This window comes from Paenibacillus vietnamensis, assembly GCF_020169515.1.
In the GTDB taxonomy this organism is placed as follows: Bacteria; Bacillota; Bacilli; order Paenibacillales; family Paenibacillaceae; genus Pristimantibacillus; species Pristimantibacillus vietnamensis.
In genome coordinates, this window is record NZ_JAHMHW010000027.1 from 1 (window position 1) to 26997 (window position 26997).

The window sequence follows — 26997 nt, forward strand, 5'->3', positions numbered from 1 at the left end:
CGGGGGCGCGCTCGCGGGCGGAGCCGCGCTGGCGCAGCAGCGAAGCGCAGCGGCGCGGCTCGCGGCCGCTGCGGAGCTGCTGGCGCCGCATGGGGCGCTGGCCGCCGCGGCGCACGCGATGCGCGAGAAGGCGCAGCGGCTGCAGGACAGCCGCTTCACCATCGCGCTGTTCGGCGCCTTCAGCGCCGGCAAATCGTCGCTGGCGAACGCGCTCATCGGCGAGCCGGTGCTGCCCGTATCGCCGAATCCGACGACGGCGGCCATTAACCGGCTCGTGCCGCCGACGGAGGAGCACGGGCACGGAACGGCCCGCATCGTAATGAAATCGCGCGAAGCGCTTCTGGACGATGTGCGCTACTCGCTTGCGCTGCTTGGGGAGAAAGCCGCGAGCGGCACGCAGCTGGACGCACAGTCGCTTATGCAGGCGATTGACCGTTTGACTCCGGACGCGATCGGAGCCGGCGGCCGTCCTCACTACAGCTTCCTTCGCGCGGCCCGCGCAGGCTGGGAAGAGCACGCAGCGCTGCTCGGCACGCAGCTGTCGGTTAACCAAGAGGAATACGAGCGTTACGTCGCGGAGGAATCCAAGTCCTGCTACGTCAGCGAGATCGAGCTGCATTACGATTGCGCCCTGACGGCCCAGGGAATCGTTCTTGTCGATACGCCGGGCGCCGACTCGGTCAACGCAAGGCATACGGGCGTAGCGTTCAATTATATCAAGAATGCCGACGCCGTCTTGTTCGTCACCTACTATAACCATGCCTTCTCGCAGGCCGACCGCCAGTTTCTGATGCAGCTTGGCCGTGTAAAGGACCAGTTCGAGCTGGATAAAATGTTTTTCCTCGTCAACGCCGCCGATCTCGCGGCCGATCAGGAGGAGCTGTCGGGCGTCCTGAAGCATGTCGAGCATAACTTGCTTCAGCATTCCATCCGCTCTCCGCGGCTGTTCCCGGTGTCGAGCCTTCAGGCGCTCGACGGCAAGCTGGAAGGCAATGCGGAATTGCTGGCCGCCTCCGGCATCGAAAAGTTTGAGCAATCTTTCTTATCCTTTATCCAGAACGATCTCGGCCGTCTGGCCGTCGAATCTGCGGAGCTGGACCTACAGCGTTCGGCATCGACCGTAGCCGGCTGGCTCAAAAGCGCGGAAGGCGACGCCGCCTCCCGGAAGGCCGAGCTGGAGCGCCTGCTTGCCGCTGCCGGGGAAGCCGGCCGCGAAATAAACGCTTTACAGTCATCGGCGCTCAGCGAGCAGCTGGTGCAGGAGCTTAGCGAGCTTCTTTATTATGTCGTGCAAAGGCTGCAATTCCGTTTCGGTGAATTCTATAATCTGGCATTCAACCCATCGTCGCTGCAGGATGACGGGCGCGATTTGCGCAAAGCGCTCTGGACCTCGTGGCTGGAGCTGCAGCGGCTCGTCCAGCTGGAGCTGTCGCAGGAAATGCTGGCAACCTCGCTCCGGCTGGAGAGGGGCGTCCACGCCTTAGTGCAAAAGCTTTACGCCGCCGCTGCGAAGCGGATCGAGGAGAAGCTCGGAGCTTACAGTGCCGTGCCTTACGACGCCGCGCCGCTGCCGACGCCGGAGGAGCCGCCTGCATGGGAAGCTTCCGGCGTAGACGTCAAGCTGCTGTGGAGCCGCTTCAAAAATCCGCGGCATTTTTTCGAGGGTGAAGGAAAAGCGGCTCTTCGCAAAGAGCTCGAAACCTTAATCGCTCCGGCGTTCCAGGGCTGGATTTCGCTTAGGACGGAAGAGTGGACAAAGCTGTACGGAGAGCATTGGGCAATGGCTGCCGGTCATGCCGCCGGCAAGCTCCGCGGGGATATGCTTTCGTATACGGAAGGACAGCGCAGCTCGCTCGAAGGAAATGCCGATGCGGCTGAGCTGAAGGAGCTTTACGGCAAATTAATTCATATCTAATTGGTAATGAAACCTTGATGTTTAATCGCATAAATCGCTTAATGCCTTTGCCGGTGCAAGTCCAGCCTGCAGAGGCATTTTTTTATTTTTGTGTGCTCCTGTGCAAAAAACGAGCAATTGGCACATTATCGTCACGATTTAAGACTATTTGGGAGTTTTTTCGGTTTCCAATTCCCCTATCGACACAATAAGCGGCTTCTTTCTGATTTACGCATTTTTATCCCGTTTGCTACCGTTTACCGATGCTGATAATATTCATTCATGCTTACAAAATCGTTACGGGGAGATGGATTTACTTGGACGTGTTAAGGCAGTTGAAAGCATTCTATTGGGCGGAACGGAAGTTTTTGTTCTCCTCCATATTATGCTTAATGTGCGCTACGGCGCTCGGACTTGTCTATCCCAATTTGCTGCGTTATTTGATTGACGATGTCATCACGCCGCGCAAATTTGAGCTTGTGCCGACACTTGCGTTTACGGTAGTCGGGGTAGTCACTTTTAAAGGCTGTATGCAATTTTTACACGGATTTTTCGGGGGACGGTTAGGCAACAGGGTTGCCTTTCACTTGCGCAACGCTTTGTATGATAAGCTGCAAACGCTGTCCTTCCAATATTACGACAAAGCGAAAACGGGCGATCTGATGTCGCGGCTGACGGCCGATTTGGAAGCGATTCGCAACTTTATCGGGTTTGGTTTCGCCCAAATTTTGAACATGGTGCTGATGGTCGCGTTCGGCGGAGCGATGATGCTGTCGATCCACTGGCAGCTTACGCTGATTACGCTCGTGACGATTCCGCTGCTCGGCTACACGGCGATTCGGTTCGAGAAGAATATTCACCCGGCTTTCCGCGAAATGCGGCAGGCGATGAGTAATCTGACGACGGCAGTACAGGAAAACATAACCGGCGTGCGGACGGTCAAATCGTTTGCCCGCGAGAAGCACGAAGTATCAAAGTTTTCGGTGCGCAGCGAAGCGTACCAGACCAACCAGGTAGGTGCCGCGGCGATCTGGGCGAAGTTTTTCCCGGTCATGGAGCTCGTCGCCAACTTAAGCGCTGTCATCCTGCTTGTAACCGGCGGCATTCTGGTCATCAACAATTCGCTGAAGCTTGGTGAATTCGTCGCATTTTTCAGCTTGATCTGGTATATCATCGGACCTATGTGGGGACTTGGCTTCCATATCAACAACTATACGCAATTCAAGGCTTCCGGAGAACGGGTGCTGGGACTGCTGGATGAACATATCCACGTGAAGAACACGGAGGATGCCATCGTCGTCGACAGCGACACCGTGAAGGGCCACGTAAAGTTCGAAAACGTCACCTTCAGCTATCCCGATAAGCCGCCGGCCGTGACGGATCTGAAGATCGACGCGCCTGCAGGCTCGGTCATCGGCTTGCTTGGGGCGACCGGTTCGGGGAAATCGACGATCATTCAGCTGCTGATGAGAGCCTACAATGTGAAGAAGGGCAGAATTACGCTGGACGGCATCGACATCCGGGAGCTGGACGTGGCCAGCCTTCGCCGCCTGATCGCACCGGTGTTCCAGGAAACGTTCCTGTTCTCGGCTTCGATCCGGGACAATATCGCTTACGGCGTTCGCGACGTAACGCAAGAGCAGATCGAGCACGCGGCCAAGCTTTCCAAAGCGCATGATTTCATCATGGAGCTGCCGCTGGGCTATGATACGGTCGTCGGAGAGCGCGGCATGGGCTTATCCGGCGGTCAGAAGCAGCGGATTGCGATTGCGCGGGCATTGATCAAAAATCCGAAAATATTGATTTTGGACGATGCGACAAGCGCGGTCGACATGGAGACGGAGCACGAAATCCAGGCAGGCTTCAAGGAGCTGATGGCAGGCCGTACGACGTTTATTATCGCGCACCGGATCTCCTCTTTGAGGCATGCGGACGAAATTATCGTGCTTGACGAGGGCAAAGTCGTGCAGCGCGGCAAACACGCCGAGCTGATCGCAGAGCATGGGCCTTACCGGGATACTTATAATATTCAATATGCTGACTATCCGCTGGACGCCGTGCTTACGGCACCGCTGGCGGAGGAACGGAAAGGAAGTACCGTATAATGAGCGGCAATGCTAAAGCAAGCAACAAAAACGAACGTTTTATTTACCAGGACGACGAGCTGATCGAAAAGCCGTTTAACTGGGCGCAGCTTCGCAGGCTCTTTACGTACATGAAGCCTTATACGAAGCAGCTCATGCCTGTCATTTTTATGATGATTCTCGGCACTCTGACCCGGCTCGGCGTACCCGCGCTCGTCATTCTGGCGATCGACGAGGCGATAGCGCCGAAGAACGGAGCGACGAGCGTCCCGAAACTGGTGCTGATCGCCGGAATTATGCTTGTTTTATATATTCTGCAGTGGGCGTCGAATACGTACCGGATCAAGTATACGAACATCATCGGGCAAAAGGTCATCTATGACCTGCGGAACCATTTGTTCCAGCATATTCAGAAGCTATCTTTCCGTTTCTACGACAAGCGGCCTGCAGGGTCGGTTCTCGTTCGCGTGACGAACGACGTCAATGCGCTGCAGGACCTGTTCACGAACGGGGTCGTCAACCTGCTGATGGACTGCGTGCAGCTGTTCGGTATTGTGATCATCCTGCTCGTGTGGAACTTCAAGCTCGGCCTTGCCGTCATGATTACCGTGCCGCTTATGTTCCTGGTATCGAGCTCGCTGCGCAGAAGAATCCGTTTTGCCTGGCAGGATGTCCGGATGAAGCAATCGCGCATCAACTCCCATTTGAACGAAAGCATTCAAGGGATGAAGGTTACGCAGGCTTACGTACAAGAAAAAGAGAACATGGGTTTCTTCAACAATATGAACACAACGAACGTACATTCCTGGAACAAGGCGTCGGCGCTTAACCAGTCGTTCGGCCCGATTATTGAGATCACTTCGGCGATCGGGACGTTTATCCTGTTCTGGTACGGCTCGCATTTGATTCAAACGGGAGCCATTACGGTAGGCCTATTAGTCGGCTACGCCAATTACATCGGCAACTTCTGGGATCCGATCAACCGTCTCGGCCAAATGTACTCCCAGCTGCTGATCGCCATGGCGTCTTCCGAGCGGATTTTCGAATTTATCGACGAGGAGCCGACCGTCGGCGAAGCGGCTGCAGCGAGGCCGCTGCCGCAAATCAAAGGCGAAGTGAAGTTTGACAACATCATCTTCGAATACGAGAAAGGCCGTCCCGCGCTTAAGGGCATTTCCATCGATGTGAAGGCTGGCCAGTCGATTGCATTGGTCGGCCATACCGGTTCCGGCAAAAGCACGATCATCAATTTGCTCTGCCGGTTCTATGACCCGGTGCAGGGCCGCGTCCTGATCGATGGCATCGATATCCGCGACGTAACAGTTGAAAGCCTTCGTTCGCAGGTCGGCATCGTGCTCCAGGATACGTTTATTTTTGCAGGCACGATCCGCGACAATATCCGGTACGGGAGACTGAATGCGACGGATGAGGATGTTGTAAAGGCAGCGCAGGCGGTTAATGCCCACGAGTTTATTATGAATCTGCCCGACGGCTATGACACGCAGGTTGAAGAGAGGGGCAATGTGCTCTCAATGGGGCAGCGCCAATTGCTTTCGTTCGCCCGCGCCCTGCTGGCCGATCCGCGAATTCTGATTCTTGACGAAGCGACGGCGAGCATTGATACGGAGACGGAGCTGAAAATTCAGGAGGCGCTGAAAGCGCTGCTTGCAGGACGTACATCGTTCATGATCGCTCACCGTCTGTCCACGATCCGTCACGCGGATGAAATCATCGTGCTCGACCACGGAAAAATTGTGGAACAGGGCAATCACGCCGAGCTTGTCGCGAAACGCGGCGTTTATAACGGGCTGATCGAGGCGCAATACCGCTTTCTTTAATTCAAATCAGAATAATGGTTGATTTTTGCATAAGGAACCTCCACAATGGAAGAAAAAACAGGATCCGGAACGCGGCGCCGGGGCTTACGGGCTCCGGGCTGCGAACCGGCTTGCTTCCAGGAGGTTCTTTTTCGTTATGTATGGATCACCTTTGACAACAAATGCCCGCAAGCTTCTGCTGCTCGGCTCCGGAGAGCTTGGCAAGGAGGTCGCTCTCGAGGCTCAGCGGCTAGGCGTTGAAACTATCGCCGTCGATCGTTACGATCACGCACCGGCCATGCAGGTCGCCCACCGCAGCTATACGGCCGATATGCTGGACGGCGCGTCGATCCGCCGGATCATCGAAAGCGAGCGCCCGGACGTCATCGTTCCCGAGATTGAAGCGATTGCGACGGAAACGCTGCTGGAGCTCGAGCGGGAGGGACATCGTGTGATCCCTACAGCCCGCGCCGCGCGTTTGACGATGGATCGCGAGGGCATCAGAAGACTGGCTGCCGAGACGCTTGGTTTGCCTACAGCTCCTTACCGGTTTGCCGATTCGCTGGACGAGCTTCGCCAGGCGGCTGTGGAGCTTGGTTTTCCTTGCGTCATCAAACCGATTATGAGCTCTTCCGGCAAAGGGCAAAGCGTATGCCGTTCGGAGGCCGAGCTGGAAGACTGCTGGTCTTATGCGATGGAAGGCGGCCGAGCGAAGAAGCAGCGAATTATCGTCGAAGGTTTTGTCACGTTCGAATCCGAAATTACGCTGCTGACGGTCAGATCCGTATCCGGAACAAGCTATTGCCCGCCGATCGGCCACGTTCAAAAGGACGGCGATTACATCGAATCGTGGCAGCCTCATGAAATGACGCAGCAGCAAATTGCGGAAGCGGAAGCCATCGCTTTGCGAATAACGGACGAGCTGGGCGGCTACGGTATTTACGGCGTGGAATTGTTTCTGACGAAGGACGGCGTTTTGTTCAGTGAAGTATCTCCGCGTCCGCATGATACGGGAATGGTTACGATGGCGACGCAGGATCTTTCCGAATTTGCTCTGCACGTACGCGCGATTCTCGGATTCCCGATACCAACGATTCGCCTCCTGACTCCCGGCGCTTCGCATACCTTGAAGGCGGACCGCGAGTCAGCTTCTTTCGGGATCGGCGGCGTGGATAGGGCATTGGCGCTTCCGAACACGCAGGTGCGTCTGTTCGGCAAGCCGGAAACGAAGGCCGGACGCCGTATGGCCGTTGCGCTCAGCAGCGCGGACAGCGTAGACCAGGCAAGGGAAACGGCCCGGCTGGCAGCGGAATCGCTTTATATCGAGTACAACGAATAGCTTTCCGCAAGCAGGTGTTATGCCGCCCATCATCGAAATGCAAACCGCATTTCGGCGATGGGTTTTTTACTGAGCAAAAATGCGGCATACAGGACATGCGCAGCGTCAGATGGTTATGCTTATGTCACTTTTTTTAACTAAAAATCACTCATTCGACAAATTTCTTGAAAATTAAATCACATAAACCTGACATTGATATCATTTTTTAAAAGCTCGGCACCGATATTGTTTAAATCATATATAAACAAAGGGTGGAGAATTGGATGATGGAGCTATTGCTGCGTCCTTTCACGGCGATCATATCGCGCCTGAAATACGGACGGAAATTCGCGTTAGTCAGCATTTTGATGTTTATTCCGCTAGTCTGGCTGTTAACCTTATGGTTAACCGAGCAGCAGAACGAGATCAGGTTCATCGAGAAAGAACAGGCCGGTGCCTCGCATATTAACGAAATGCTGCCGCTTATTCTGCAAATTCAGCAGCACCGGGGACTTGTAAACGGATTTTTGAACGGAAACGAATCGGCCAAGGCGGACATCGAGGCAAAAGCGGCGGAAATCGGGGAGACGGTAATGGCTGTCGATCGGAAGCTGGGAGCTTTAAGCTTCCCGGCCGCGCTTCGTTCCTGGCAGGAAATGCTGCCGCATTGGGAGGAGCTTCAGTCGAAGTACGGGACGATGTCGGCCGCGGAAAGCTTCGACAAGCATTCGGAGCTGGTCGGGCTTCTGGAGCAGCATATCATTCGTATGGCTGATGAATCGGGCTTGTCCCTAGACAAGGAGCTGGAATCCTATTATTTGATGAAAATGCTAGTAGAGCAGCTTCCTGTGCTGATCGAAAACGCAGCCGTTATCCGCGGGAAAGGCAACGGTGTACTGACAAAGTCGGTGCTGGATGAAGAAACGAAAATGATGCTTCTGCTGGAGGAAGCCAAGATGCAATCCGCCTTTGAGGGGATGAATAAATCGCTCGCAATCGTGGGCGGCATGCGGAATCATTCGGGTGGAGAGCTGGACAAGTTCGGGGAAGCGGCTGCGGCTGCAACGGACCGGTTCCGGCAGCTGCTGAAGGATGAAATCGTCCAAGCCGGAACCTTCCGGATGAAGGGGGATGACTTTTTCCAGGAAGGCACGGCGGCGATCGGCGTAACGAGCGAGCTTTTTTATCAGGTGCATGGGGAGCTGAGCCGGGTACTGTCAGACCGGGCGGAAAAACTGGCAGGCGAGCGCAATCTTATGCTGGCGGCAACCATTTTATCGATTGTTCTCGTTACGCTTTTTTATTTGGCTTTTTACCGGAATGTGATGGTTACGGTCCTTGCATTAAAAAACAGATTGGAACAGATGGCGGACGGAGACCTGGCCGGGGAGCTGAAGCTTGCGACAAAAGACGAGCTGAGCCAGGCGGGAGCAGCCTTTAACCAGATGCTGCATTCTTTAAATGAGCTGATGAGGAGCAGTCAGCTCGTCTCGGAGCTTACGGCGGCTTCATCCAAGAAGCTGTCGGACATTGCGCACGAATCGACGCTCGCCATGAAGCAGGTTGCGGAATCGATTCATGCCGTTTCGGAAGGCACTGAAGCACAGAGTATTGCCGCCGGCGAAACATCGGCGGCAATGAATGAGATGGCTGCCGGCATAACAAGAGTTGCGGAGGCCGCTTCCGAGGTTGCCGATGCTGCGGTTAAGGCTGCAGACAACGCAAGGCATGGCGAAGAGCAGCTTGCGGCTTCCGTACGACAGATGGGCAATATTCAGGCGTCTTCCGTGCGTTCGACGGCCGTCGTAAGCCATTTGGCGCAGCGGTCCGAGCAAATCGGCGTCATCGTCAACTCCGTCATGGATATCGCAATGCAAACGCAGCTGATCGCTCTGAATGCGAATATCGAAGCGGCCAGGGCGGGCGAGCACGGACGAGGGTTCGGCGTCGTTGCTTCCGAGGTCGGCAAGCTGGCCGATCAGACGGCAGCGTCCGTCAAATCGATTTCTGAGCTGCTTGGCGACATAAGGTCCTTGGTGGATGACTCTGTAGCCGCAATGGAAATGATGAAAGCGGAAACCGATTCGGGACTGGCGTCGGTTTCAAGCGCGAATGAAAGGATTGGAAGCATTCTGAATGAAATCCAGATCATGAGCGGGCAAATTCAGGAGGTATCCGCAGCCTCCGAGCAAATATCGGCGGGAATGGAGGAGGTTAGCGCCTCGATCGCCGAGGTTGCGGCCGTGTCCAACAAAACGTCGAGCGAGGCCGAATCGATGGCTTCCGCGACCGAGCAGCAGCTGGCTTCCATGGAAGGAATATTCGCTTCCGCCGAGCAGTTAAGCGGTCTCGCGCAGCGACTGCAGGCGGACTTAGGCAGGTTCCGGCTTTCCAGAAGCGATTAAATTGGCGCCGGCCGAATTTATTTGTATAATGAAGCATGCGGTTGCATGTGATACAATGCCAAGAAGGCAGGTGAAGCCCGAATGGGGAAAAAGCAGAAGAGAGCTTCCAATCATGAAGCCAGGCAGACGTCTAAGCCCGAAGAGTCAGGCGGCTTGTCGCTGAAGGAGCTGCTCAGCGCCGATACGATCGGCAAGCTCAAAGCGCAGGCAGACGGCTTAAAGCAGGCGGAGGCAGCGCGGAAGGAAGAACAGCGAAAGCAGGAGGAAGAAAAGAAGAAGCAGGAGCAAAAGCGTCTGGAAAACGATTTTTCCTATTTGCTTGAGAACAGCGATTCCAATTGGTCCAAGTACAAATAAAGCGGGCATTTCCGTACGCGACGGTTTTATTACTGCCGCTGCATCAGCAGCGAATCGAAAGCTTATTTTGGCTCAAAGGTCATACAAGGCTTGCTCATTTCTATATAGAGTAGCAAATCGTAATTATATTACGTAGGTTATCCGGTAAAGTCAATAATACGTGATCATTATTGGAGGATGCTGCCTGGGCTTCCTCTATTTTTTATTACCGGAGCCAATACATACATAAATCCTGTCATTCTGTAAATCATGCTAACAACGAATGTTTTATCCGCTATGATTTTTAGTGAAGCGGGATCGCCGGAAAAACAATCCGATATGCCGCCGCAATCCCAGGCGCCGTAAGGGATTTCATCGTCTCCGGCTCCGGGCGGTTTGTCCGGCGTCTTTACGAAACGGGACGACTTGCATTAAAATAGCTTGAAGATACGGAAACGTGACAACAGATTGGGGGGCGCTCATGTCAGAGCAAACGGATCTTTTCACAAGTACAGCGGCCGCTGAACGGAATTATGAGGCCGATGATATACAGGTGCTTGAAGGCTTGACCGCCGTGCGGAAACGGCCGGGCATGTACATAGGCAGCACGAGCAGCTCGGGCTTGCATCATTTGGTATGGGAAATCGTCGATAATGCGGTGGACGAGCATTTGGCCAAATTTTGCTCGGCCATTGACGTTACACTACATAAAAACGGCTCGGTAACGGTTCAGGACAACGGTCGCGGAATTCCGACCGGCATGCACAAAACAGGGATTCCGACTCCGCAGGTCGTATTCACGATTTTGCATGCAGGCGGCAAATTCGGCGGCGGAGGCTACAAGAAATCGGGGGGCTTGCACGGCGTAGGCGCTTCGGTTACGAATGCGTTGTCGGAATGGCTGGAGGTCGAAATTTTCCGGGACGGTAAAATTCATAAGCAGCGGTTCGAGTATTGGGTCGACGATGCCGGCAAAGAGCATGTCGGGGAACCCGTTACCGGACTGGAGGTCGCCGGGACGACTAACCGAACCGGTACGAAGGTTACCTTTAAGCCGGATGGGCGGGTTTTTCAGAACGGAACCTCGCTTAGCTACGATACCCTCGCGGAGAGGCTGCAGGAAATTGCTTTTCTGAACTCGGGCTTGAAGGTATCGATCAAGGACGACCGCAGCGGCAAACACGACGTCTATCATTACGAGGGCGGAGCTCGTCAGTTCGTACAGTTTTTGAACGAAGACAAAACCGTCCTGCATGACGTCATTCACTTCGCCGCGGAGCGCGATGAAATCGAGGTTGAAGTGGCGCTGCAATACAACGACGGCTACACCGAGACGATTGCTTCCTTTGTCAACGCGATCCCGACAAGGGGCGGAGGTACGCACGAAACGGGCTTTAAGACCGCTTACACGCGCGTCATGAACGATTATGCCCGCAAAACGGCGATGCTCAAGGAGAAAGAAAAAAATCTGGAAGGCAACGATTTGCGCGAAGGCATGATGGTTGTCATCAACATCAAGATGTCCGAGGTCGAATTCGTCGGACAGACGAAGGACCAATTGGGCAGCGCTTCTGCACGCAGCGCCGTCGATGCGATTGTGTCGGACAAAATGCAGGTGTTTCTCGAGGAAAATCCTCAAGTCGCTCAAATGCTGCTCAAAAAGGCGCTGCAGGCATCCAAAGCCCGTGAGGCGGCACGCAAAGCGCGCGAGGAAATCCGCAGCGGCAAGAAGAAAAGCGAGAGCTCGAACCTGAACGGCAAGCTGACGCCGGCTCAATCGAAGGATTATACGAGGACGGAGCTTTTTATCGTCGAAGGCGATTCCGCAGGCGGCTCGGCCAAGCAGGGACGGGATTCGAAATATCAGGCGCTGCTGCCGCTTAAGGGCAAGCCGATGAACCCGGAGAAGGCGAAGCTTCTCGACATTTTGAAAAACGACGAATACAAAGCGATTATCTCGGCTATCGGAGCGGGCGTCGGTCCCGAATTTGCCGCCGAGGAATGCAACTATAACAAAATCATTATCATGACGGACGCTGATACGGACGGCGCCCACATCCAGGTGCTGCTGCTGACGTTCTTCTACCGTTACATGAAGCCGCTCATCGATTTGGGCCGCGTCTATATCGCACAGCCGCCGCTTTACAAAATTACCCGCAAATCGGGCAAGCTGGAAACGGTGCGGTACGCTTGGACGGATGAACAGCTGCAAAGCTATTTGAAGGAATTCGGCAAAAATTACGAGCTGCAGCGCTACAAAGGTCTTGGCGAAATGAATCCCGATCAGCTATGGGAGACGACGATGGACCCTGAGAAGCGCACGCTGCTGCAGGTGCAGATCGAGGACGCAGCAAAGGCCGAGCGGCGGGTTTCGACGCTGATGGGCGATAAGGTAGATCCGCGCAAGCGCTGGATCGTGGAAAACGTCGACTTCATGGAATACGAGGAATAGGAGGGAATTGACGCATGAGTATGCTGGAGCAGTTTTTGCCGGCGTTTCTCGAAGAGGTTGTAGGCGACCGCTTCGGACGCTATTCGAAATATATTATTCAGGACCGCGCGATCCCCGACGTCCGCGACGGCTTGAAGCCGGTTCAGCGACGTATTCTGTATGCGATGTACGATTCGGGCAACACGCCGGACAAGCAGTACCGTAAATCCGCCAAAACGGTCGGAGACGTGATGGGCAATTATCATCCGCATGGAGACTCCTCCATTTACGAGGGCATGGTGCGGATGGCGCAGCCTTGGAAAATGGGCCATCCGCTCATTGACGGACACGGAAACTGGGGCTCGCAGGACGACGATCCGGCTGCGGCGATGCGCTACACGGAAGCCCGCTTATCGCCTATCGCCATGGAGCTGCTGCGGGATATCGACAAACGGACCGTCTTGTTCAAAGACAATTTCGATAATACGACGAAGGAGCCGGTCGTGCTGCCGTCCCGGTACCCGAATCTGCTTGTTAACGGGACCAGCGGCATCTCAGCCGGCTTTGCCACGGAAATTCCTCCTCATAACCTGAGAGAGGTCATTGACGCATGCGTGGCGCTTATGAACAACCCGGAGCTGTCGCTTGAAGAGCTGATGGCAGTCGTGAAAGGGCCGGATTTTCCGACCGGCGGCATCATCATGGGAGACGAAGGCATCCGCGAAGCGTATGCGACTGGCAGGGGACGCATTTATTTGCGGGCCAAAACGGCCATCGAGGACCTTCGCGGCGGCAAGCAGCAGCTGGTCATTACCGAAATTCCTTATCAGGTCGTAAAAGCGCGTCTGGTTACGGCCATTGAAAATATCCGACTGGAGAAAAAGGTCGAAGGCATCGCCGAGGTGCGCGACGAAAGCGGCCGGGCCGGTCTCCGCATCGTCGTCGAATTTAAAAAGGATGCGGATGCACAAGGGATTTTGGCGTATTTGTTCAAAAAAACGGATCTTCAGGTGACCTATAATTTCAATATGGTCGCTATCGTGAACAAAACGCCGATGCAGCTCGGGCTTAAGCAAATTTTGTCCGCTTATATCGACCACCAGAAGGAGGTCGTAACCTTCCGGACCCAGTATGAGCTGGAGAAGGCGGAAGACAGGGCGCATGTATTAGAAGGGCTTGTCAAAGCTCTTAATTTGCTGGACGAGGTCATCGCTACGATCAAGGCGTCCAAAAACAGGGCCGATGCTCAAGACAATTTGATTGCGAAATTCGGTTTTACGGCACGTCAGGCAGACGCCATCCTTACTCTCCAGCTCTACCGGCTAACGAATCTCGAGATTACGACGCTGGAGAAGGAGCTTAAAGAAACGCTGAAAAAAATCTCCCATCTGAAATCGATTTTGGCGAGCGAGAAAAAGCTGGTCGGCGTCATTCGGGATGAGCTGCTGGAGATCCGCAGCAAATACGGTATTGACCGCAGATCGGACCTGCGAGGGGAGATCGAGGAGCTGAAGGTTAATCTCGAGGTGCTCGTTCAGCCCGAGGACGTGCTTGTGACGCTCAGCCATGACGGCTACGTGAAGAGAACAAGCATGCTCTCTTTCACAAGATCGGGAGGCGAACGGCAGGGAGGCGGCGTAAAAGAAGGCGACTTTATCCGCGAGCTGCTTGAGGTAAACACGATTGACAACCTGCTGCTCTTTACCCGCAAGGGGCAATATTATTTACTGCCTGTCCATCAAATTCCCGAATTTAAATGGAAGGACATCGGGACGGCGATCGTGAACGTTGTGCCGATTCCGAAAGACGATTCCATCGTCAGCGTTATTCCTGTCAGGGATATTGCCGCTTCGACGGCATCGCTAGTTTTTGTGACTAGAAAAGGCCAGGTAAAGCGGACGGAGCTGAAGGAATATGCGACCACAAGGTCAACGGCTGTAGCTGCCTGTAAAGTTACAGACGGCGACGAAGTGATTCGCGTCACGGTCAGCGACGGCTCAAAACAAATTTTGCTCGTCACGAAACACGGCATGAGCATCCGCTTCGTCGAGTCGGAGGTAAATCCGATGGGCAGGGTCGCTACCGGCGTCAGAGGCATTCAGCTTAAGGACGGAGATGAGTTAGTCGCCGCGGAATGGGTGGCCGAGGATGAAGGCGAAATGCTTGTCGTATCGGATATCGGTTATGCCAAGCGAACGCTGCTGCTTGACTACCCGATTCAAGGCAGGGGAGGAAAAGGCGTACAGACGTTTGAATTTAAGGAAGGCAAGCGGGTACGGTCGAACGGTTCGGTGCTTGCCGCAGCTTTTTATTGCAGAAATCCGATCGACATGGTCGCGGTGACTGCAGCCGGCGCAAAGCTGGCCGCGAATTCCGAGAAAGCGCCGATTGAAGACCGGAAGGATGTAGGGAAGCAGCTGTTCCCTGTCGAGAAAAACGACGTGATCGCCCATATGCTTGCCAATCCGGTGAACGAAATTAATCAAAAGGCCGATTAGGCGGATCGAAACGCTCGATCACCTGAAGCAGGGCGTCAAGCATGACCCACAGTGGAACCAGCTCATCCGGGCGGTCCAGCCACTGTGGGTCTTTTATGATGCCATAGCTCTTGATCTTATGAATAATTTCAGCTTTCCGTTCATCCATCCGGGTTCACGCTCCTTTGTTTCGCAAAAAAAGACATCGTGCTGGGCTTATGCCACATTGTATGTCTAAAACTGTCTAAATGTTCACGAATCCATCGATTAATGACACATATTATTAATCGGGTTAACCTTTTATTCGACATGGAAGACTGGTATAATTAACTTGAATAGGCGATTATGAACAGGAAGCAGGTGTGGAAGCATGGTAACGAATGAGTTTAACCGTTTGTGGGTGAAGCTTACGCGGGAGTGGAAGATGAACATGGAGCATTCGCTCGCGCCTCTTACCGAAGGGCAGCTGAACGTGCTGGAGCTGCTGCTTGAGCATCAGCCGATGAAGCCGTCGGATCTGCTGCAGTACTTATCGACTACGCCGGCGGCGATTACGACACTGCTTGACCGGATGGAGCGCAATGAGCTGATCGTTCGGACCAGGGATGACCATGACCGCAGAATTGTGTGGGTGTCGGTATCGGAGAAAGGCAAATCGGAGGCTGAACGCGGAACAGCGATTCGGACTCAAATGCTTGAGCAATCGCTGGACCGCATTTCCTCTCACAACCAGCAGCTGCTCGTTTACTTGCTGGGCAAGGTTGCGAATTAAACAAAAGACGGGACTTATTGCTTCATGGAATCGAGCCGGTTGCGAAGCAGCTCGCCGTATTTCTTAAGCGTAACGTAATCGGCTTTCGTCAGCAGCTTGTCGCTTGCGGCAGATACCGTATCGTCGATCGGCAGTATGCGGTACCGGTACGCCTGATCCGGCTTGTAGCGGTGAACCCAAGTAGGTATAGCCTCTACGTCCTTTAGCTCGATCAAGCCGCTTGTCGTCTCTTTGCGGATCTTGACTTTAAAGATGACGCCGTAATCCTTGGTCTCTCCCCGTTGATTGGATATGAAATTTCCCATGGAATAGATAATGAGTCCTTTTCTTGCACGGCCCTTGCCGTCTGTTGTTTCTACGATTTCATAGGGCTGCACGACATGCGGATGCGAGCCTGCGATAATGTCGGCGCCGGCAGCGATGAGCGCTCTGGCCAAACGCTTCTGCTCCTCGTTCGGAGACGTCTGGTATTCGATACCGAAATGGAGCGACAACGTAACCAAATCAGCCCCGGCATCCCGCAGCCGATTAATGTCCTCTTTCATTTTCTCCTCGTCAATCATAGAAACCAGATAAGGCTTGCCCTCGGGAACCGGAATGCCGTTTGTGCCGTACGTGTATGCGGCAATGCCCATGACGATTCCGTTCTTTTCGGATAAGAGCAAACGGTCCGCTTCCTTCTGCGACGCAGCCGTTCCGACGGAAGGCAGGCCGATCTTCTTCAAATTTTCCAGCGTGCGAAGAACCCCTTTTTCACCCTTATCCAGCGAGTGATTGTTGGCGGTCGTAAGCAAATTGAAACCGGCTTTCTTCAACGCTTCAACCAGCTCGGTCGGAGCGTTGAACATCGGGTATCCCGTATATCCGAACTCCTTGCCGGCTACCGGCGTTTCTAAATTGGCGATGACCCAATCGCCCTCTGACAATATCGGTTTGACCTCCGAGAAAAAAGAATCGAAATTGTACTTGCCCGTTTTCTTATTATAAGCCCCTGGCAGCTGCGGCCTATGCATCATGACATCACCGACGCCGATCCAGAGGGCTTCTTGGTATTGGGGCTTGGGCGTTGCGGTTGGCATTGCCGTCTCTGCCGGCGGCGGAGAAAGTGATGGAAAAGGCATGGCGGTTTCATTCGATTGAGTCGTTTCCGAGGGGGACGGAGCGGTTGGCGAAGGCCCAGAGCCGCTATCGTCAGGCATGAGAAACAGGAACGTCAGACCAGCCAGACTTAAAATCAACAGGGCAAGCTGCCAGCGTATGTGCTTTCTGTTCCTGTATCGTCGCATCGTCATGACGTCCTTTCAGATTTGCCGAGAGTCAAGGCGGAAGCGGTCTCAAGCTGCTCCGCCGTCCACCAGTCCCAAGCGTTCGAGCCGGACGGTATGGAGCGGAATATTATCCATTCCTTCGTAACCGGATGCGGAACCGAAACCGACGTCGACCACAAGGCGATATCCGAGATGCCGGCGACCGGCTTGGCACCGTATTTCAAATCGCCGACAAGCGGACAGCCGATCCGGGCCATCTGCGCCCGGATTTGGTGGGGTCTGCCGGTATGGAGCTTGACGGCGACGAGAGAATAGCGGCCGGAAGCCGCAGCCGTTTCGTAGTCCAGCACCGCTTCCTTCGCCTCTGCGGCAGGCTTATCGAATACCTTTACCTGGTTCAGCCTGCTGTCCTTACGGATGTAATGGGTCAGTCTGGCTCTCTGCGGTGCGGGCGCTCCTTGCACGACGCATACATACGTTTTGCCGAAGTTCCGGCTGCGCACGGATTCGGACAGCCTGGATGCAGCCTTGGAGGTTTTGGCGAATACCATGACTCCTCCGACCGTCCGGTCAAGACGGTGCACCAGGCCGAGAAAGACATTCCCCGGCTTCTGATGCCGTTCCTTCAAATCCTGCTTGAGAAGGGTGAGCATATCGGGATCTCCCGTATCGTCCTCTTGGGACAAAATGCCGGGAGGCTTCACGACGGCGAGTACATGATTGTCCTCATACAGCACCGGTATGCTCATTCCTTCGACTCCCAGCGTCCGAGAATGCCGCATGGCAAATTCAAGCCGGATTTCGTAATCGGCAGTCCGATTTCCCCACAGTTGATTTCACCGCCGTACTTTCCCTTCATCGTCAGATGCAGCAGGTTGTGGAGCACGGACGGTGAAAGACCGGTCGTATAGGAATTGATCAGCAGAAAGAGAGGACGCTCGGAGAGAATCGTCGTGCACGATTGCAGAAACGGGTACAAGTTATCCTCCAGCTTCCACGTCTCGCCGTTCGGCCCGCGGCCGTAAGAAGGCGGATCCATAATGATCGCATCGTATTGCTTACCGCGGCGCTGCTCGCGCTGCACGAATTTGAACACATCGTCCGTAATGTACCGGATCGGAGCGGATTCCAGCCCGGACAGCTGCGCGTTCTCTTTCGCCCACTGGACCATTCCTTTGGCCGCGTCGACGTGGCAGACTTCCGCACCGGCGGCAGCGGCGGCTACGGTCGCGCCTCCCGAATAGGCGAACAGGTTAAGCACGCGGATCGGCCGGCCGGCGTTTCTGATTTTGTCCATCATCCAGCTCCAGTTAACGGCCTGCTCCGGAAATAAACCGGTATGCTTGAAATTGGTCGGCTTGATATGGAAATTGAGCTCGCCATAGGAAATCGTCCAGCGCTCAGGCAGGGAAGGACTCATTTGCCATTGTCCTCCACCGGAGCTGCTGCGGTGGTAGTGACCGTCCGCTTTTTTCCACAGGCCGGTTTCGTTCTCGATCGGCCATATAATTTGAGGATCCGGGCGGCGCAGCGTATATCGGCCCCAGCGCTCCAGCTTCTCGCCTCCGCCCGTATCGATAACCTCGTAATCCACCCATTTATCTGCTATGTACATCATTCTCTAAATCCTTCCTTGACGCCGATTTTGTATTATAATAAATGTCATCGATAATTATATCGAAGCTGACACGATGAAGCAATGAAACGAAGCAAACGGAGGCGGGTATTTATTCAGAAGATTAGGACAGGCTGGATATCGGTATTATTAGTAAGTTTAGTGTCTTTCGCAGCGCTTGCCGCAACGATTCCGGAGGCCGGAGGCAGCCGGCTCGATCAATGGGCGGAAGCCTGGATGTCGGGTTGGAAAAGCGACGGCATGACCGGAATGTTTACGATTTTATCCTATTTTGGGAGTACGGCTGCTATTGCGGGGATGACGCTCATCGCGGCCGCCGCGGTCTGGATCGCGCAAGGCTGGAAGCGGGGCGTTGCGATCTTGGCTGGCATGGCGGCCGCCTACCTGCTAAACAGCCTTCTCAAATCGGCGTTCGAGCGTGCCCGGCCAGTGGCCGCCTGGGGGATCGAAGCCGACGGCGCAAGCTTCCCGAGCGGCAATGCTATGCTGGGCTTCGTCATGTTCGGACTCATTGCGCTGACGGTCATTCTGTCGGCCCGATCGGGCCGCGCTGTCAAAGCCGGAGCGGCTGCGGCAGCTGTTATTTTTATCGGATTGATGGGATTAAGCCGCGTTTATTTTCATGTGCATTACATATCGGATATTTTGGGCGGGTATGCCGCAGGGCTCGCGACGATCAGCCTGGTAATGCTTGTCTTACAAGCAGCCGAACGAAGAAAGGGAGCAGCGAAACGATGATGAACTTTGAATGCGAATGCGGAAACAAAACCGCGTTGTTCGCAACGGGAGACCGGGACGAGCATGGAAGAGAGTATGTCGAGATCGAGGACGACGACAGGCTGACCTTCACGATAGGGGACAAAAGCGTATTGTTTCGCTGCTCTTTTTGCGGATATACGTACAGGCTTGAACAAATTTGACCGTACAACTGATTTTTTTGCAGCGAGCGTATTGAAATGCGGTTCCTTTCGGAGTATTATAAACGTACGTCAAGTTGTATGTACAAGTGCTGCGTCATGCCAATGATAACTAGCACTAATGTCCGTACAAGTTAATAGTTGAGGAGGAACCGATTCATGTTGCAAGTTAAGCCTTATCAGTTTTGGTTTGTTACCGGAAGCCAGCACTTGTACGGTCCGGAAACGTTGGAGGAAGTTGCCCAGCATTCCCGGATCATTGCGGCTTCGTTGAACGATGATTCCGCTATTCCGCAAGAGATCGTATTCAAGCCTGTAGTAACAACACCTGAAGATATTTTCAAGCTTTGCCTGGAAGCGAACGCTGACGAAAGCTGCGGCGGTCTGATCACCTGGATGCATACATTCTCGCCGGCAAAAATGTGGATTCACGGCTTATCCGAGCTGCGCAAGCCGCTGCTCCATCTCCATACCCAATTTAACCGCGACATTCCATGGGATTCGATTGATATGGATTTCATGAATACGAACCAATCGGCGCACGGCGACCGCGAATACGGACATATTTTCGCCCGTCTTGGCCTTGAGCGTAAAGTCGTTACGGGTTACTGGGAAAACGGCGAGACACGTTCCCGTATCGGAAGCTGGATGTCAACGGCGATCGCCTACAATGAAGGCCGTAACCTGAAGGTTGCCCGCTTTGGCGACAACATGCGCCAGGTAGCCGTTACGGAAGGCGACAAGGTCGAAGCGCAAATCAAATTCGGCTGGTCGATTAACGGCTATGGCATCGGCGATCTGGTTGCCCGCATGAACGAGGTTTCGGATGAAGAGGTTAAGCGTCTGCTCGAGGAATACAGCGAATTGTACGACATTTCCTCCGAAACTCGCAGCAATCCGGCATCCTGGGCCGCCATCGGGGAACAGGCGAAAATCGAGCTCGGACTTAAAGCATTCTTGCAGGAGGGCGGCTTCTCCGCGTTCACGACATCGTTCGAGGACCTGCACGGCATGAAGCAGCTTCCTGGACTTGCCGTTCAGCGTCTGATGGAGCAGGGCTACGGCTTCGGCGGCGAAGGCGACTGGAAAACTTCCGCTTTCACGCGTCTGATGAAGATCATGGCCGGCAACAAAGGTACGTCCTTCATGGAGGATTACACCTACCATCTTGAAGAAGGCAACGAGCTGGTGCTCGGTTCCCATATGCTTGAAGTATGTCCGACAATTGCCGATAACCGTCCGAAGATCGAAGTGCACCCGCTTGGCATCGGCGGCAAAGCCGACCCGGCCCGTATCGTGTTCGACGGCCGCTCCGGCGCTGCTCTTAACGCATCCCTGATCGATCTCGGCAACCGCTTCCGCCTCATTATTAACGAAGTCGACGCGGTAAAACCTGCGAAAGAGATGCCTAAGCTTCCGGTTGCCCGCGTACTGTGGAAGCCTCAGCCGTCGCTTCGCGACGCGGCTGAAGGCTGGATTTATGCCGGCGGCGCGCATCATACCGTATTCTCTTACGTCGTGAAGACGGAACAGCTTGTGGACTGGGCGGATCTGGTCGGCATCGAAACCGTCGTCATCGACAAAAATTCGACCGTCCGTGGACTCCGCAATGAGATTCGCTGGAACGATCTAAGCTACCGCATCCGTTAATCCGGACACCTGAACGCCCAAGCCGATTGGCTTGGGCGTTTTTTTGGCCGACGTGAGGAGCTGCTTGAGGTTAGTTATTTTGCAATAAGCGAATGGACATATCGCAGCTCTTCCCGGTGGGAATAATCCGCGGAGTACGGCGTTTCCAGAATAAACGGGAGCTCCGTCAATCCACTTGCGTTCAGCAATTCCTTTATCGATCGCTCCCCGATGTATCCTTTGCCGACATTCGCGTGACGATCTTTAAACGATCGGCCGGGATAGACGGAATCGTTCAGATGGATCGCTTTCAGATTGTCGAAGTATCCGAGCTCCGTTCCCTTCTCCATAATCGCGCTCCAGTTATCCCCTGTCCATAACCCGCTTGCGAACGCATGGCACGTATCGAAGCAGTATCCGATTTTTTCGGGCACCTGCGTCAGTCGACGGATTTGCACCAGCTCCTCCAGCGTAATCCCCATTTTGCCCCCTTGTCCGGCCATATTTTCTATAAGCAGCTTGGCGTTTCCGTCCCAGTCCATCAGCACTTGGTTCAGCATATCGATCATCAACCGGTATCCCTGCAGAGGGTCGGAGCCATTATATTTGCCAAAATGGACGACGAGGCCGACGGATCCGCACGCCTCCGTAATGTCCAGATCGTTTAGGAGCGAACGAAGCGTCACTTCCCGCATTACCGGATCTTCGACCGACAAATTGGTCGGATAGGGAGTATGGGCCACCGATACCAATCCATGCTCTTTGCAGTAACGGGAACAGTTCTCCGCATTCCGGCGATCAAAGCTTTTCACGGACAGGCTTCGCGGGTTTTTGGGAAAATATTGGAAAGATTTTGCTCCCAGGCTCACCGCTTCCTTGGCCGCGGACAAATAGCCGTTTCTGATCGACACATGGCTTCCGAGCAGCATTTTCTTCCTCCTGCAGAACATTTTTTCGTCTAGCGAATACTCTTTATCCTCCCACTGCCCAGCCAAAATGATTCTTGTTATTCCGAGGCCCCGGTAAGGGCAAACTTGTTTTATCTTAAAAATATAAAATGAATAGGGAGGAGTTCGTTTGGAGCTGAAACCCGTTTATCCGTTCGAGCCTGTTAGCATCTCCACCCCTCCGGCCGGGGACAACTGGGTCGCACAAATCAAGTGGGATGGCGTGCGGATTCTTCTTTATTACGACGGCAGCACCGCCAGGCTTATTAACCGGCGAATGAATGAACGGACGCTGCAGTACCCTGAGCTCCTTGACGTAAACGCATTTTGCAAAGCCCAATCCGTCATTCTCGACGGAGAAGTCATTGCTTTCGATCAGAAGAAACCTTCCTTCTACGAAGTCATGAAGAGGGACCGCTTGAAGCTGCCTATGAAAATCAAACAAGCTTCCGTACGAGCACCCATCACATATATGGTTTTTGACGTATTGTTCCTTAATGGAGAATGGGTAACCGAACAAACGCTGGCCGAGCGTCAGGCATTGCTCGAGGACATTATGATTCCGCAGCCGAACATACAAATCGTGCAAAATTACCCTGACGGGACGCCCCTGTTTGAGATGATGAAGCAGTATCGGATGGAAGGCGTCGTATATAAAGATTTAGGCAGTACTTATCCGATCAACGGAAAAGACGGACGTTGGAGAAAACAGAAGGTGTTTCATGATCTTAACGCCGTTGTCGGCGGGGTAACTTATCGTGATAAGACCGTCAACGCCCTGTTGCTTGGCATTTTCACAAATAACGGGGATCTGATCTATATCGGCCATGCCGGCACAGGTAAATTGACCCGGAAGGATTGGTCGATGCTCACGGAAAAAGCAAAGGACTTGCAATTGGACCGGATTCCTTTCAGCAATGTGCCGGAAAGGTCGAAGGACGCCGTATGGGTCCGGCCCGAGCTGACCGTTAAGGTCGAATATCTCGAATTAACTCCCGGAGGAACGATGCGGCATCCGAGCATTCAAGGCATCGTGGAGATAGACAAAACCGAATGTACGGTTGACCAGCTTTCTTCTTTATGACCTCTTCGTCATGTTGCCCAAGCCGGGCCGCATAGGCTATTGAGTGAAGTACGTTATGGAGAGGAGATCTGCGAAAGTGAAGGATCAGGTGCGTTATTATAAGCCTTTCATCAGTCCTACGGATCCTTGCCCGCCCATCCGAGTGAAAAGCTACAGTACGCCGCCGCAATTGTTTATTCCGTTCCAGCCGCCGAATTGGCCGCAATTTACCCCGTTCGAAGCCTTGAAGCTCGGAACGCTTTGGCCTGCGCTGTACAGTCCTTACCAATCCAAGTCGAATAGGAGCGAGGAGGGGGAAGATTGATGGCCATCGTCCTTGACGACGAATATTACAGGCTGCTTCACGAGCTGCAGGCCGTCGATTTTGTGCTGGTGGAGCTGACTCTGTATTTGGATACCCACCCGGACGATACGGCCGCCATTGCGCAATATAATCAGTACGGGCAGCTTCGGCAAAAAATCGCTGCGGTATACGAATCAAAATACGGTCCGCTAAAGTCTTTCGGTCAAAGCCCGTCCGGCGTGCCTTGGAGCTGGAACGAGGCTCCGTGGCCTTGGCAGGTTTGAAGGATTTGAGCGAACAGTCCCGTCACCCGGAAAGGAGGCGCCATTCATGTGGGTTTACGAAAAAAAGCTGCAATACCCGGTCCGCGTCAGTAAATGCGATCCGTTAATGGCCAAGTTTTTATTGGAGCAGTACGGAGGAGCGGACGGCGAGCTTGCCGCCGCTTTGAGGTATTTGAACCAGAGGTATACGATACCGGATAAGGTTATCGGGCTGCTGACGGACATCGGAACCGAGGAGTTTGCCCATCTTGAAATGATTGCGACGATGGTTTACAAGCTGACGAAGGATGCAACGCCGGAGCAGCTGAGAGCTGCCGGTCTCGGGGATCATTACGCAGCCCACGATAATGCCCTGTTTTATCAGAACGCATCTGGGGTGCCGTGGACCGCAGCTTATATTCAAGCGAAAGGGGATCCGATCGCAGACCTGTACGAGGATATTGCGGCCGAGGAAAAGGCGAGGGCTACGTACCAGTGGCTGATCGATCTGACAGACGATGTGGATCTGCAGGACAGCCTGAAATTTTTGAGGGAGCGGGAAATCGTCCATTCCTTACGATTCCGCGAAGCGGTGGAAATATTGAAGGAGCAGCGCGACCAGAAAACTATTTTTTGACCGGACTTATACAAATGGATATGGTTCAAGGGGAGCCCGCATTTCTGCGGGTTTTTTGTTTTGTACCGCGTGTTGGAGCAGCGCAAAAAACCTCTGGCGGTCCAGAGGCGTTCCGTTATTGGATGCGCTTACCAGCAATAATATTTTTCCCAAAGCTTGAAGGAATCCGTTTTGTAGTCATCCCAGTTAGGTAAGTCCTTCCACCAGTCGTCTTTATCGTCGAACCAATCGAAGAGATCATCGAAATCGAAGCCCCAGTTGTTGTTTTTATTCTTATCGCCATAATCGTTATTTTGGCTCTCGTAGTTGGAGTAGTTGTAATTGTTTGCGGATGAGGAATAAGAAAAGATGGAAAAAATACTGCTGAGCAGGTTTTTCTTGTCACTCGAGGATGAATGATTGGATGAAGCGAATGCGGAAGCCGGAAACAGACAGACGCTCAGCAATAAAGCCAGACAAAAAACTTTAACTAACTTGGACATGTCATCAACACCTTCCCCGACTGTGCATCAATAAAGAACGATTGAATTCGCTATAAAGAATTTTATCTCAAATTTCTCATTTTGTAAACGCTTGAATTCCTTCCTTTTGTGACGGAAAAGGTAATGGAATCGCACGCCGCCGGGAGCGGATGGTGCAGGAGGCGGTATTGGGAGCTCGCAGCCGCAAAAAACGGCTATCACTTTTTCTAATGGTAATAATCATTTTAGGTGATTAAGGGGTGAAATCAGGGCAAAAAAGGGGCGTTTTATCCATTATGTGGATATTTGAAGCAAACCGCACGGAAATAGCCGAAAGTTGCACATTGAACGTTTACCACTAATGCGATAGGATAATACTTGATTGTTAAACTTAGAGCATGTAAAAGAATAAGATTTTATGTCGATGCGAGGTGGATTTTGTTGCAACTTCAAGTAACGAACAGTCCGTTTAGCCAGGAGCAGGTTGAGCTTCTTAACCGCTTGCTGCCAACGTTAACGGAATCACAGCATGTATGGCTAAGCGGCTACTTGTCCGCTTATTTCAGAGCCGCAGAGTCGGTTCCGGCCGGAACGGCACTGCAAGTCGTCTCCGCACCGCCGGCGGCGCCAGCGGCGTCTCCTGTACCGGAGGTAAGCATTTCCGCGGCTTCGCGCGAAGTGACGGTTCTATTCGGGTCGCAAACCGGCAACAGCCAGCGTCTGGCGGGCAGCCTTGCGCGCAAGCTGGAAGAAAACGGCTTTCAGGTTACCCTGTCGGCCATGAACAAGTTCAAGCCGAACGGCTTGAAGAAGGTGGAGAACCTTCTAATTGTTGCAAGCACGCATGGAGAAGGGGAGCCGCCGGACAACGCGATTTCCTTCCACGAATTTTTGTTCAGCAAGCGTGCGCCGCAATTGGAAAACCTGCATTTCTCGGTGCTGGCGCTCGGCGATACGTCGTACGAGTTTTTCTGCCAAACCGGCAAAGACTTCGACAAGCGCCTCGAGGAGCTTGGCGGCAGCCGCCTGACTCCGCGCGTCGATTGCGATTTGGATTATGACGAGCCGGCTGCGGAGTGGATCGGCAACGTATTGAACGCTCTGGCCGCGCGGTTCAGCTCGCCGGCAGCGGCGGAAGCGGCTGCGGCCGTGCTGGTCGAAGCCGAGCCGGCTGCTTCACCGTCCGAATACTCGCGCACCAATCCGTTTCACGCCGAGGTACTCGCTAATATCAATTTGAACGGACGCGGCTCGGATCGTGAAACCCGCCATCTTGAACTGTCTCTGGAAGGCTCCGGTCTGCAGTACGAGCCGGGAGATTGCCTGGGCGTTGTACCTCAGAACCATCCGGAGCTCGTTGACTCTCTGATCCGCGAGCTTGGCTATTCGGCTGACGAATCCGTTCCTGTTAATAAAAAGGGCGAAGAGAGCACGCTTCGCGACGCCCTGCTTCATCACTATGAAATTACCGTATTGACAAAGCCGCTGCTGGAGCAGGCTGCGAAACTTTCCTCGAACGGCAAGCTGCAGGAGCTTCTCGCCGCCGGCAACGAGAAGGAACTTAAAAGCTATACCGAAGGACGCGACCTGCTAGACCTGGTACAGGATTTTGCGCCTTGGCAGGCATCGGCGCGCGACTTCGTTTCGATTTTGCGCAAGCTTCCTGCAAGACTTTATTCCATTGCAAGCAGCTTTAAAGCTAATCCGGATGAGGTGCATTTGACGATCCGGGCGGTACGATACGAGTCGCATGGCAGACAGCGCTACGGCGTATGCTCGGTGCACGCTGCGGAGCGTCTTCAGGAAGGCGATACGATTCCGGTATTCATTCAGAACAATCCGAACTTTAAGCTGCCGGCGAATCCGGATACGCCGGTCATCATGATTGGACCGGGAACTGGCGTAGCGCCGTTCCGCGCTTTCATGGAGGAGCGCGAAGATATCGGAGCGGAAGGCAAAACGTGGCTGTTCTACGGCGACCGCCATTTTGTGACCGACTTCCTGTATCAAACCGACTGGCAGCGGATGCTGAAAGAAGGCTCGCTGACGCGAATGAACGTTGCTTTCTCCCGTGATTCCGAAGAGAAGGTATACGTACAGAACCGCCTGCTGGAGAACAGCAGCGAAGTGTTCAAATGGATCCAGGAGGGCGCGCACATTTACGTTTGCGGCGACGAGAAACATATGGCGCATGACGTGAATGCCGCGCTGATCAATATTATCGCTCACGAGGGCGGAATGAGCCCTGAGGACGCGGCGGCTTATTTGTCCGGTCTGCAGGAGCAGCAGCGCTATCAGCGCGACGTGTATTAAGAAATGGGTCTGACTGATGGAAACG

The 26997-nt window shown here is 53.8% G+C and carries 23 protein-coding genes; 17 read left to right on the forward strand and 6 right to left on the reverse strand.

The window, feature by feature from the left end; genetic code table 11:
• From KP806_RS26105 to gyrA, 8 genes are all read left to right on the forward strand, one after another.
• On the forward strand, positions 1-1915 hold a 1915-nt coding region (locus tag KP806_RS26105; RefSeq protein ID WP_224726680.1), incomplete at its 5' end, for a dynamin family protein.
• A 296-nt stretch (positions 1916-2211) separates the two neighbouring features.
• The gene (locus KP806_RS26110) at positions 2212-3999 is read left to right on the forward strand and encodes an ABC transporter ATP-binding protein (RefSeq protein ID WP_224726681.1); all 1788 of its coding nucleotides are present in this window, start codon (positions 2212-2214) and stop codon (positions 3997-3999) included.
• Positions 3999-5816 carry an ABC transporter ATP-binding protein gene (locus tag KP806_RS26115; protein ID WP_224726682.1) on the forward strand — a complete coding sequence of 606 codons (1818 nt, stop codon included), beginning with the start codon at positions 3999-4001 and terminating at the stop codon, positions 5814-5816. The genes KP806_RS26110 and KP806_RS26115 overlap by 1 nt, the downstream gene beginning before the upstream one ends.
• 136 nt (positions 5817-5952) lie before the next feature.
• Positions 5953-7134, forward strand: a complete 1182-nt coding sequence (gene purT / locus KP806_RS26120) for a formate-dependent phosphoribosylglycinamide formyltransferase (protein WP_224726683.1) — start codon at positions 5953-5955, stop codon at positions 7132-7134.
• Positions 7135-7397: 263 nt separating this feature from the next.
• Positions 7398-9518, forward strand: coding sequence for a methyl-accepting chemotaxis protein (locus KP806_RS26125; protein WP_224726684.1), 2121 nt, complete (start codon positions 7398-7400; stop codon positions 9516-9518).
• Positions 9519-9599: 81 nt separating this feature from the next.
• Positions 9600-9875 carry a DUF3886 domain-containing protein gene (locus KP806_RS26130; protein WP_224726685.1) on the forward strand — a complete coding sequence of 92 codons (276 nt, stop codon included), beginning with the start codon at positions 9600-9602 and terminating at the stop codon, positions 9873-9875.
• A gap of 460 nt (positions 9876-10335) precedes the next feature.
• Complete coding sequence (gene parE / locus KP806_RS26135; protein ID WP_224726686.1) at positions 10336-12306, forward strand: DNA topoisomerase IV subunit B; 1971 nt, start codon at positions 10336-10338, stop codon at positions 12304-12306.
• Positions 12307-12320: 14 nt separating this feature from the next.
• Positions 12321-14783, forward strand: coding sequence for a DNA gyrase subunit A (gyrA, locus tag KP806_RS26140; protein WP_224726687.1), 2463 nt, complete (start codon positions 12321-12323; stop codon positions 14781-14783).
• Here gyrA and KP806_RS26145 read toward each other — a convergent pair.
• On the reverse strand, positions 14764-14931 hold the full coding sequence (locus KP806_RS26145) for a hypothetical protein (RefSeq protein WP_224726688.1): 168 nt from the start codon (positions 14929-14931) through the stop codon (positions 14764-14766). The two genes, gyrA and KP806_RS26145, sit on opposite strands and share 20 nt — an antisense overlap.
• A 201-nt stretch (positions 14932-15132) precedes the next feature.
• On the opposite strand from KP806_RS26145, the gene KP806_RS26150 reads away from it, so the two are divergent.
• On the forward strand, positions 15133-15534 hold the full coding sequence (locus tag KP806_RS26150) for a MarR family winged helix-turn-helix transcriptional regulator (protein ID WP_224726689.1): 402 nt from the start codon (positions 15133-15135) through the stop codon (positions 15532-15534).
• Between the two features lie 14 nt (positions 15535-15548).
• Here the strand turns inward: KP806_RS26150 and KP806_RS26155 are convergent, their stop codons facing one another.
• From KP806_RS26155 to KP806_RS26165, 3 genes are read right to left on the reverse strand one after another with little or no spacing between them, the layout of a single operon-like run.
• Positions 15549-16820 carry a CapA family protein gene (locus KP806_RS26155; RefSeq protein WP_224726690.1) on the reverse strand — a complete coding sequence of 424 codons (1272 nt, stop codon included), beginning with the start codon at positions 16818-16820 and terminating at the stop codon, positions 15549-15551.
• A gap of 2 nt (positions 16821-16822) precedes the next feature.
• On the reverse strand, positions 16823-17551 hold the full coding sequence (locus tag KP806_RS26160) for an RluA family pseudouridine synthase (protein ID WP_224726691.1): 729 nt from the start codon (positions 17549-17551) through the stop codon (positions 16823-16825).
• Complete coding sequence (locus KP806_RS26165) at positions 17548-18417, reverse strand: class I SAM-dependent methyltransferase (RefSeq protein WP_224726729.1); 870 nt, start codon at positions 18415-18417, stop codon at positions 17548-17550. Before KP806_RS26165 ends, KP806_RS26160 begins: the two co-directional genes overlap by 4 nt.
• Positions 18418-18501: 84 nt before the next feature.
• Here KP806_RS26165 and KP806_RS26170 point away from each other — a divergent pair, with 84 nt between their 5' ends.
• From KP806_RS26170 to araA, 3 genes are all read left to right on the forward strand, one after another.
• The gene (locus KP806_RS26170; RefSeq protein ID WP_224726692.1) at positions 18502-19176 is read left to right on the forward strand and encodes a phosphatase PAP2 family protein; all 675 of its coding nucleotides are present in this window, start codon (positions 18502-18504) and stop codon (positions 19174-19176) included.
• Positions 19173-19358 (forward strand): hypothetical protein, encoded by a 186-nt coding sequence (locus KP806_RS26175; protein ID WP_224726693.1) that lies wholly within the window; start codon positions 19173-19175, stop codon positions 19356-19358. Before KP806_RS26170 ends, KP806_RS26175 begins: the two co-directional genes overlap by 4 nt.
• A gap of 156 nt (positions 19359-19514) precedes the next feature.
• A complete protein-coding gene (gene araA, locus KP806_RS26180) occupies positions 19515-21005 on the forward strand; it encodes an L-arabinose isomerase (RefSeq protein ID WP_224726694.1) in 1491 nt (496 codons plus the stop codon).
• A gap of 74 nt (positions 21006-21079) precedes the next feature.
• Here the strand turns inward: araA and KP806_RS26185 are convergent, their stop codons facing one another.
• Positions 21080-21913, reverse strand: a complete 834-nt coding sequence (locus KP806_RS26185) for a deoxyribonuclease IV (RefSeq protein ID WP_224726695.1) — start codon at positions 21911-21913, stop codon at positions 21080-21082.
• Positions 21914-22061: 148 nt separating this feature from the next.
• Between KP806_RS26185 and KP806_RS26190 the strand changes: the two genes are divergently transcribed.
• The 4 genes from KP806_RS26190 to KP806_RS26205 all read left to right on the forward strand — a co-directional run bounded on the left by KP806_RS26190 (position 22062) and on the right by KP806_RS26205 (position 24198).
• Complete coding sequence (locus KP806_RS26190) at positions 22062-23015, forward strand: ATP-dependent DNA ligase (RefSeq protein WP_224726696.1); 954 nt, start codon at positions 22062-22064, stop codon at positions 23013-23015.
• 76 nt (positions 23016-23091) lie between these two features.
• A complete protein-coding gene (locus KP806_RS26195; RefSeq protein ID WP_224726697.1) occupies positions 23092-23319 on the forward strand; it encodes a spore coat associated protein CotJA in 228 nt (75 codons plus the stop codon).
• Positions 23319-23582 (forward strand): spore coat protein CotJB, encoded by a 264-nt coding sequence (locus KP806_RS26200; protein ID WP_224726730.1) that lies wholly within the window; start codon positions 23319-23321, stop codon positions 23580-23582. Before KP806_RS26195 ends, KP806_RS26200 begins: the two co-directional genes overlap by 1 nt.
• A 46-nt stretch (positions 23583-23628) precedes the next feature.
• Positions 23629-24198 carry a manganese catalase family protein gene (locus KP806_RS26205; protein ID WP_224726698.1) on the forward strand — a complete coding sequence of 190 codons (570 nt, stop codon included), beginning with the start codon at positions 23629-23631 and terminating at the stop codon, positions 24196-24198.
• 128 nt (positions 24199-24326) lie between these two features.
• Here KP806_RS26205 and KP806_RS26210 read toward each other — a convergent pair whose 3' ends face one another.
• Entirely contained in the window at positions 24327-24680 is a 354-nt protein-coding gene (locus tag KP806_RS26210) for a hypothetical protein (protein ID WP_224726699.1), read from the reverse strand.
• Between the two features lie 420 nt (positions 24681-25100).
• Between KP806_RS26210 and KP806_RS26215 the strand changes: the two genes are divergently transcribed.
• Entirely contained in the window at positions 25101-26972 is a 1872-nt protein-coding gene (locus tag KP806_RS26215) for an assimilatory sulfite reductase (NADPH) flavoprotein subunit (protein WP_224726700.1), read from the forward strand.
• Positions 26973-26997 lie beyond the last annotated feature (25 nt).

Excerpts from the sequence above, each read along its gene's own strand:
- KP806_RS26115 (WP_224726682.1), top strand. The coding sequence starts at position 3,999 with ATGAGCGGCAATGCTAAAGCAAGCAACAAAAACGAACGTTTTATTTAC.
- purT (WP_224726683.1), top strand. The coding sequence starts at position 5,953 with ATGTATGGATCACCTTTGACAACAAATGCCCGCAAGCTTCTGCTGCTC.
- KP806_RS26125 (WP_224726684.1), top strand. The coding sequence starts at position 7,398 with ATGATGGAGCTATTGCTGCGTCCTTTCACGGCGATCATATCGCGCCTG.
- KP806_RS26130 (WP_224726685.1), top strand. The coding sequence starts at position 9,600 with ATGGGGAAAAAGCAGAAGAGAGCTTCCAATCATGAAGCCAGGCAGACG.
- parE (WP_224726686.1), top strand. The coding sequence starts at position 10,336 with ATGTCAGAGCAAACGGATCTTTTCACAAGTACAGCGGCCGCTGAACGG.
- gyrA (WP_224726687.1), top strand. The coding sequence starts at position 12,321 with ATGAGTATGCTGGAGCAGTTTTTGCCGGCGTTTCTCGAAGAGGTTGTA.
- KP806_RS26145 (WP_224726688.1), bottom strand. The coding sequence starts at position 14,931 with ATGGATGAACGGAAAGCTGAAATTATTCATAAGATCAAGAGCTATGGC.
- KP806_RS26150 (WP_224726689.1), top strand. The coding sequence starts at position 15,133 with ATGGTAACGAATGAGTTTAACCGTTTGTGGGTGAAGCTTACGCGGGAG.
- KP806_RS26155 (WP_224726690.1), bottom strand. The coding sequence starts at position 16,820 with ATGCGACGATACAGGAACAGAAAGCACATACGCTGGCAGCTTGCCCTG.
- KP806_RS26160 (WP_224726691.1), bottom strand. The coding sequence starts at position 17,551 with ATGAGCATACCGGTGCTGTATGAGGACAATCATGTACTCGCCGTCGTG.
- KP806_RS26165 (WP_224726729.1), bottom strand. The coding sequence starts at position 18,417 with ATGTACATAGCAGATAAATGGGTGGATTACGAGGTTATCGATACGGGC.
- KP806_RS26170 (WP_224726692.1), top strand. The coding sequence starts at position 18,502 with ATGAAACGAAGCAAACGGAGGCGGGTATTTATTCAGAAGATTAGGACA.
- KP806_RS26175 (WP_224726693.1), top strand. The coding sequence starts at position 19,173 with ATGATGAACTTTGAATGCGAATGCGGAAACAAAACCGCGTTGTTCGCA.
- araA (WP_224726694.1), top strand. The coding sequence starts at position 19,515 with ATGTTGCAAGTTAAGCCTTATCAGTTTTGGTTTGTTACCGGAAGCCAG.
- KP806_RS26185 (WP_224726695.1), bottom strand. The coding sequence starts at position 21,913 with ATGCTGCTCGGAAGCCATGTGTCGATCAGAAACGGCTATTTGTCCGCG.
- KP806_RS26200 (WP_224726730.1), top strand. The coding sequence starts at position 23,319 with ATGGCCATCGTCCTTGACGACGAATATTACAGGCTGCTTCACGAGCTG.
- KP806_RS26205 (WP_224726698.1), top strand. The coding sequence starts at position 23,629 with ATGTGGGTTTACGAAAAAAAGCTGCAATACCCGGTCCGCGTCAGTAAA.
- KP806_RS26210 (WP_224726699.1), bottom strand. The coding sequence starts at position 24,680 with ATGTCCAAGTTAGTTAAAGTTTTTTGTCTGGCTTTATTGCTGAGCGTC.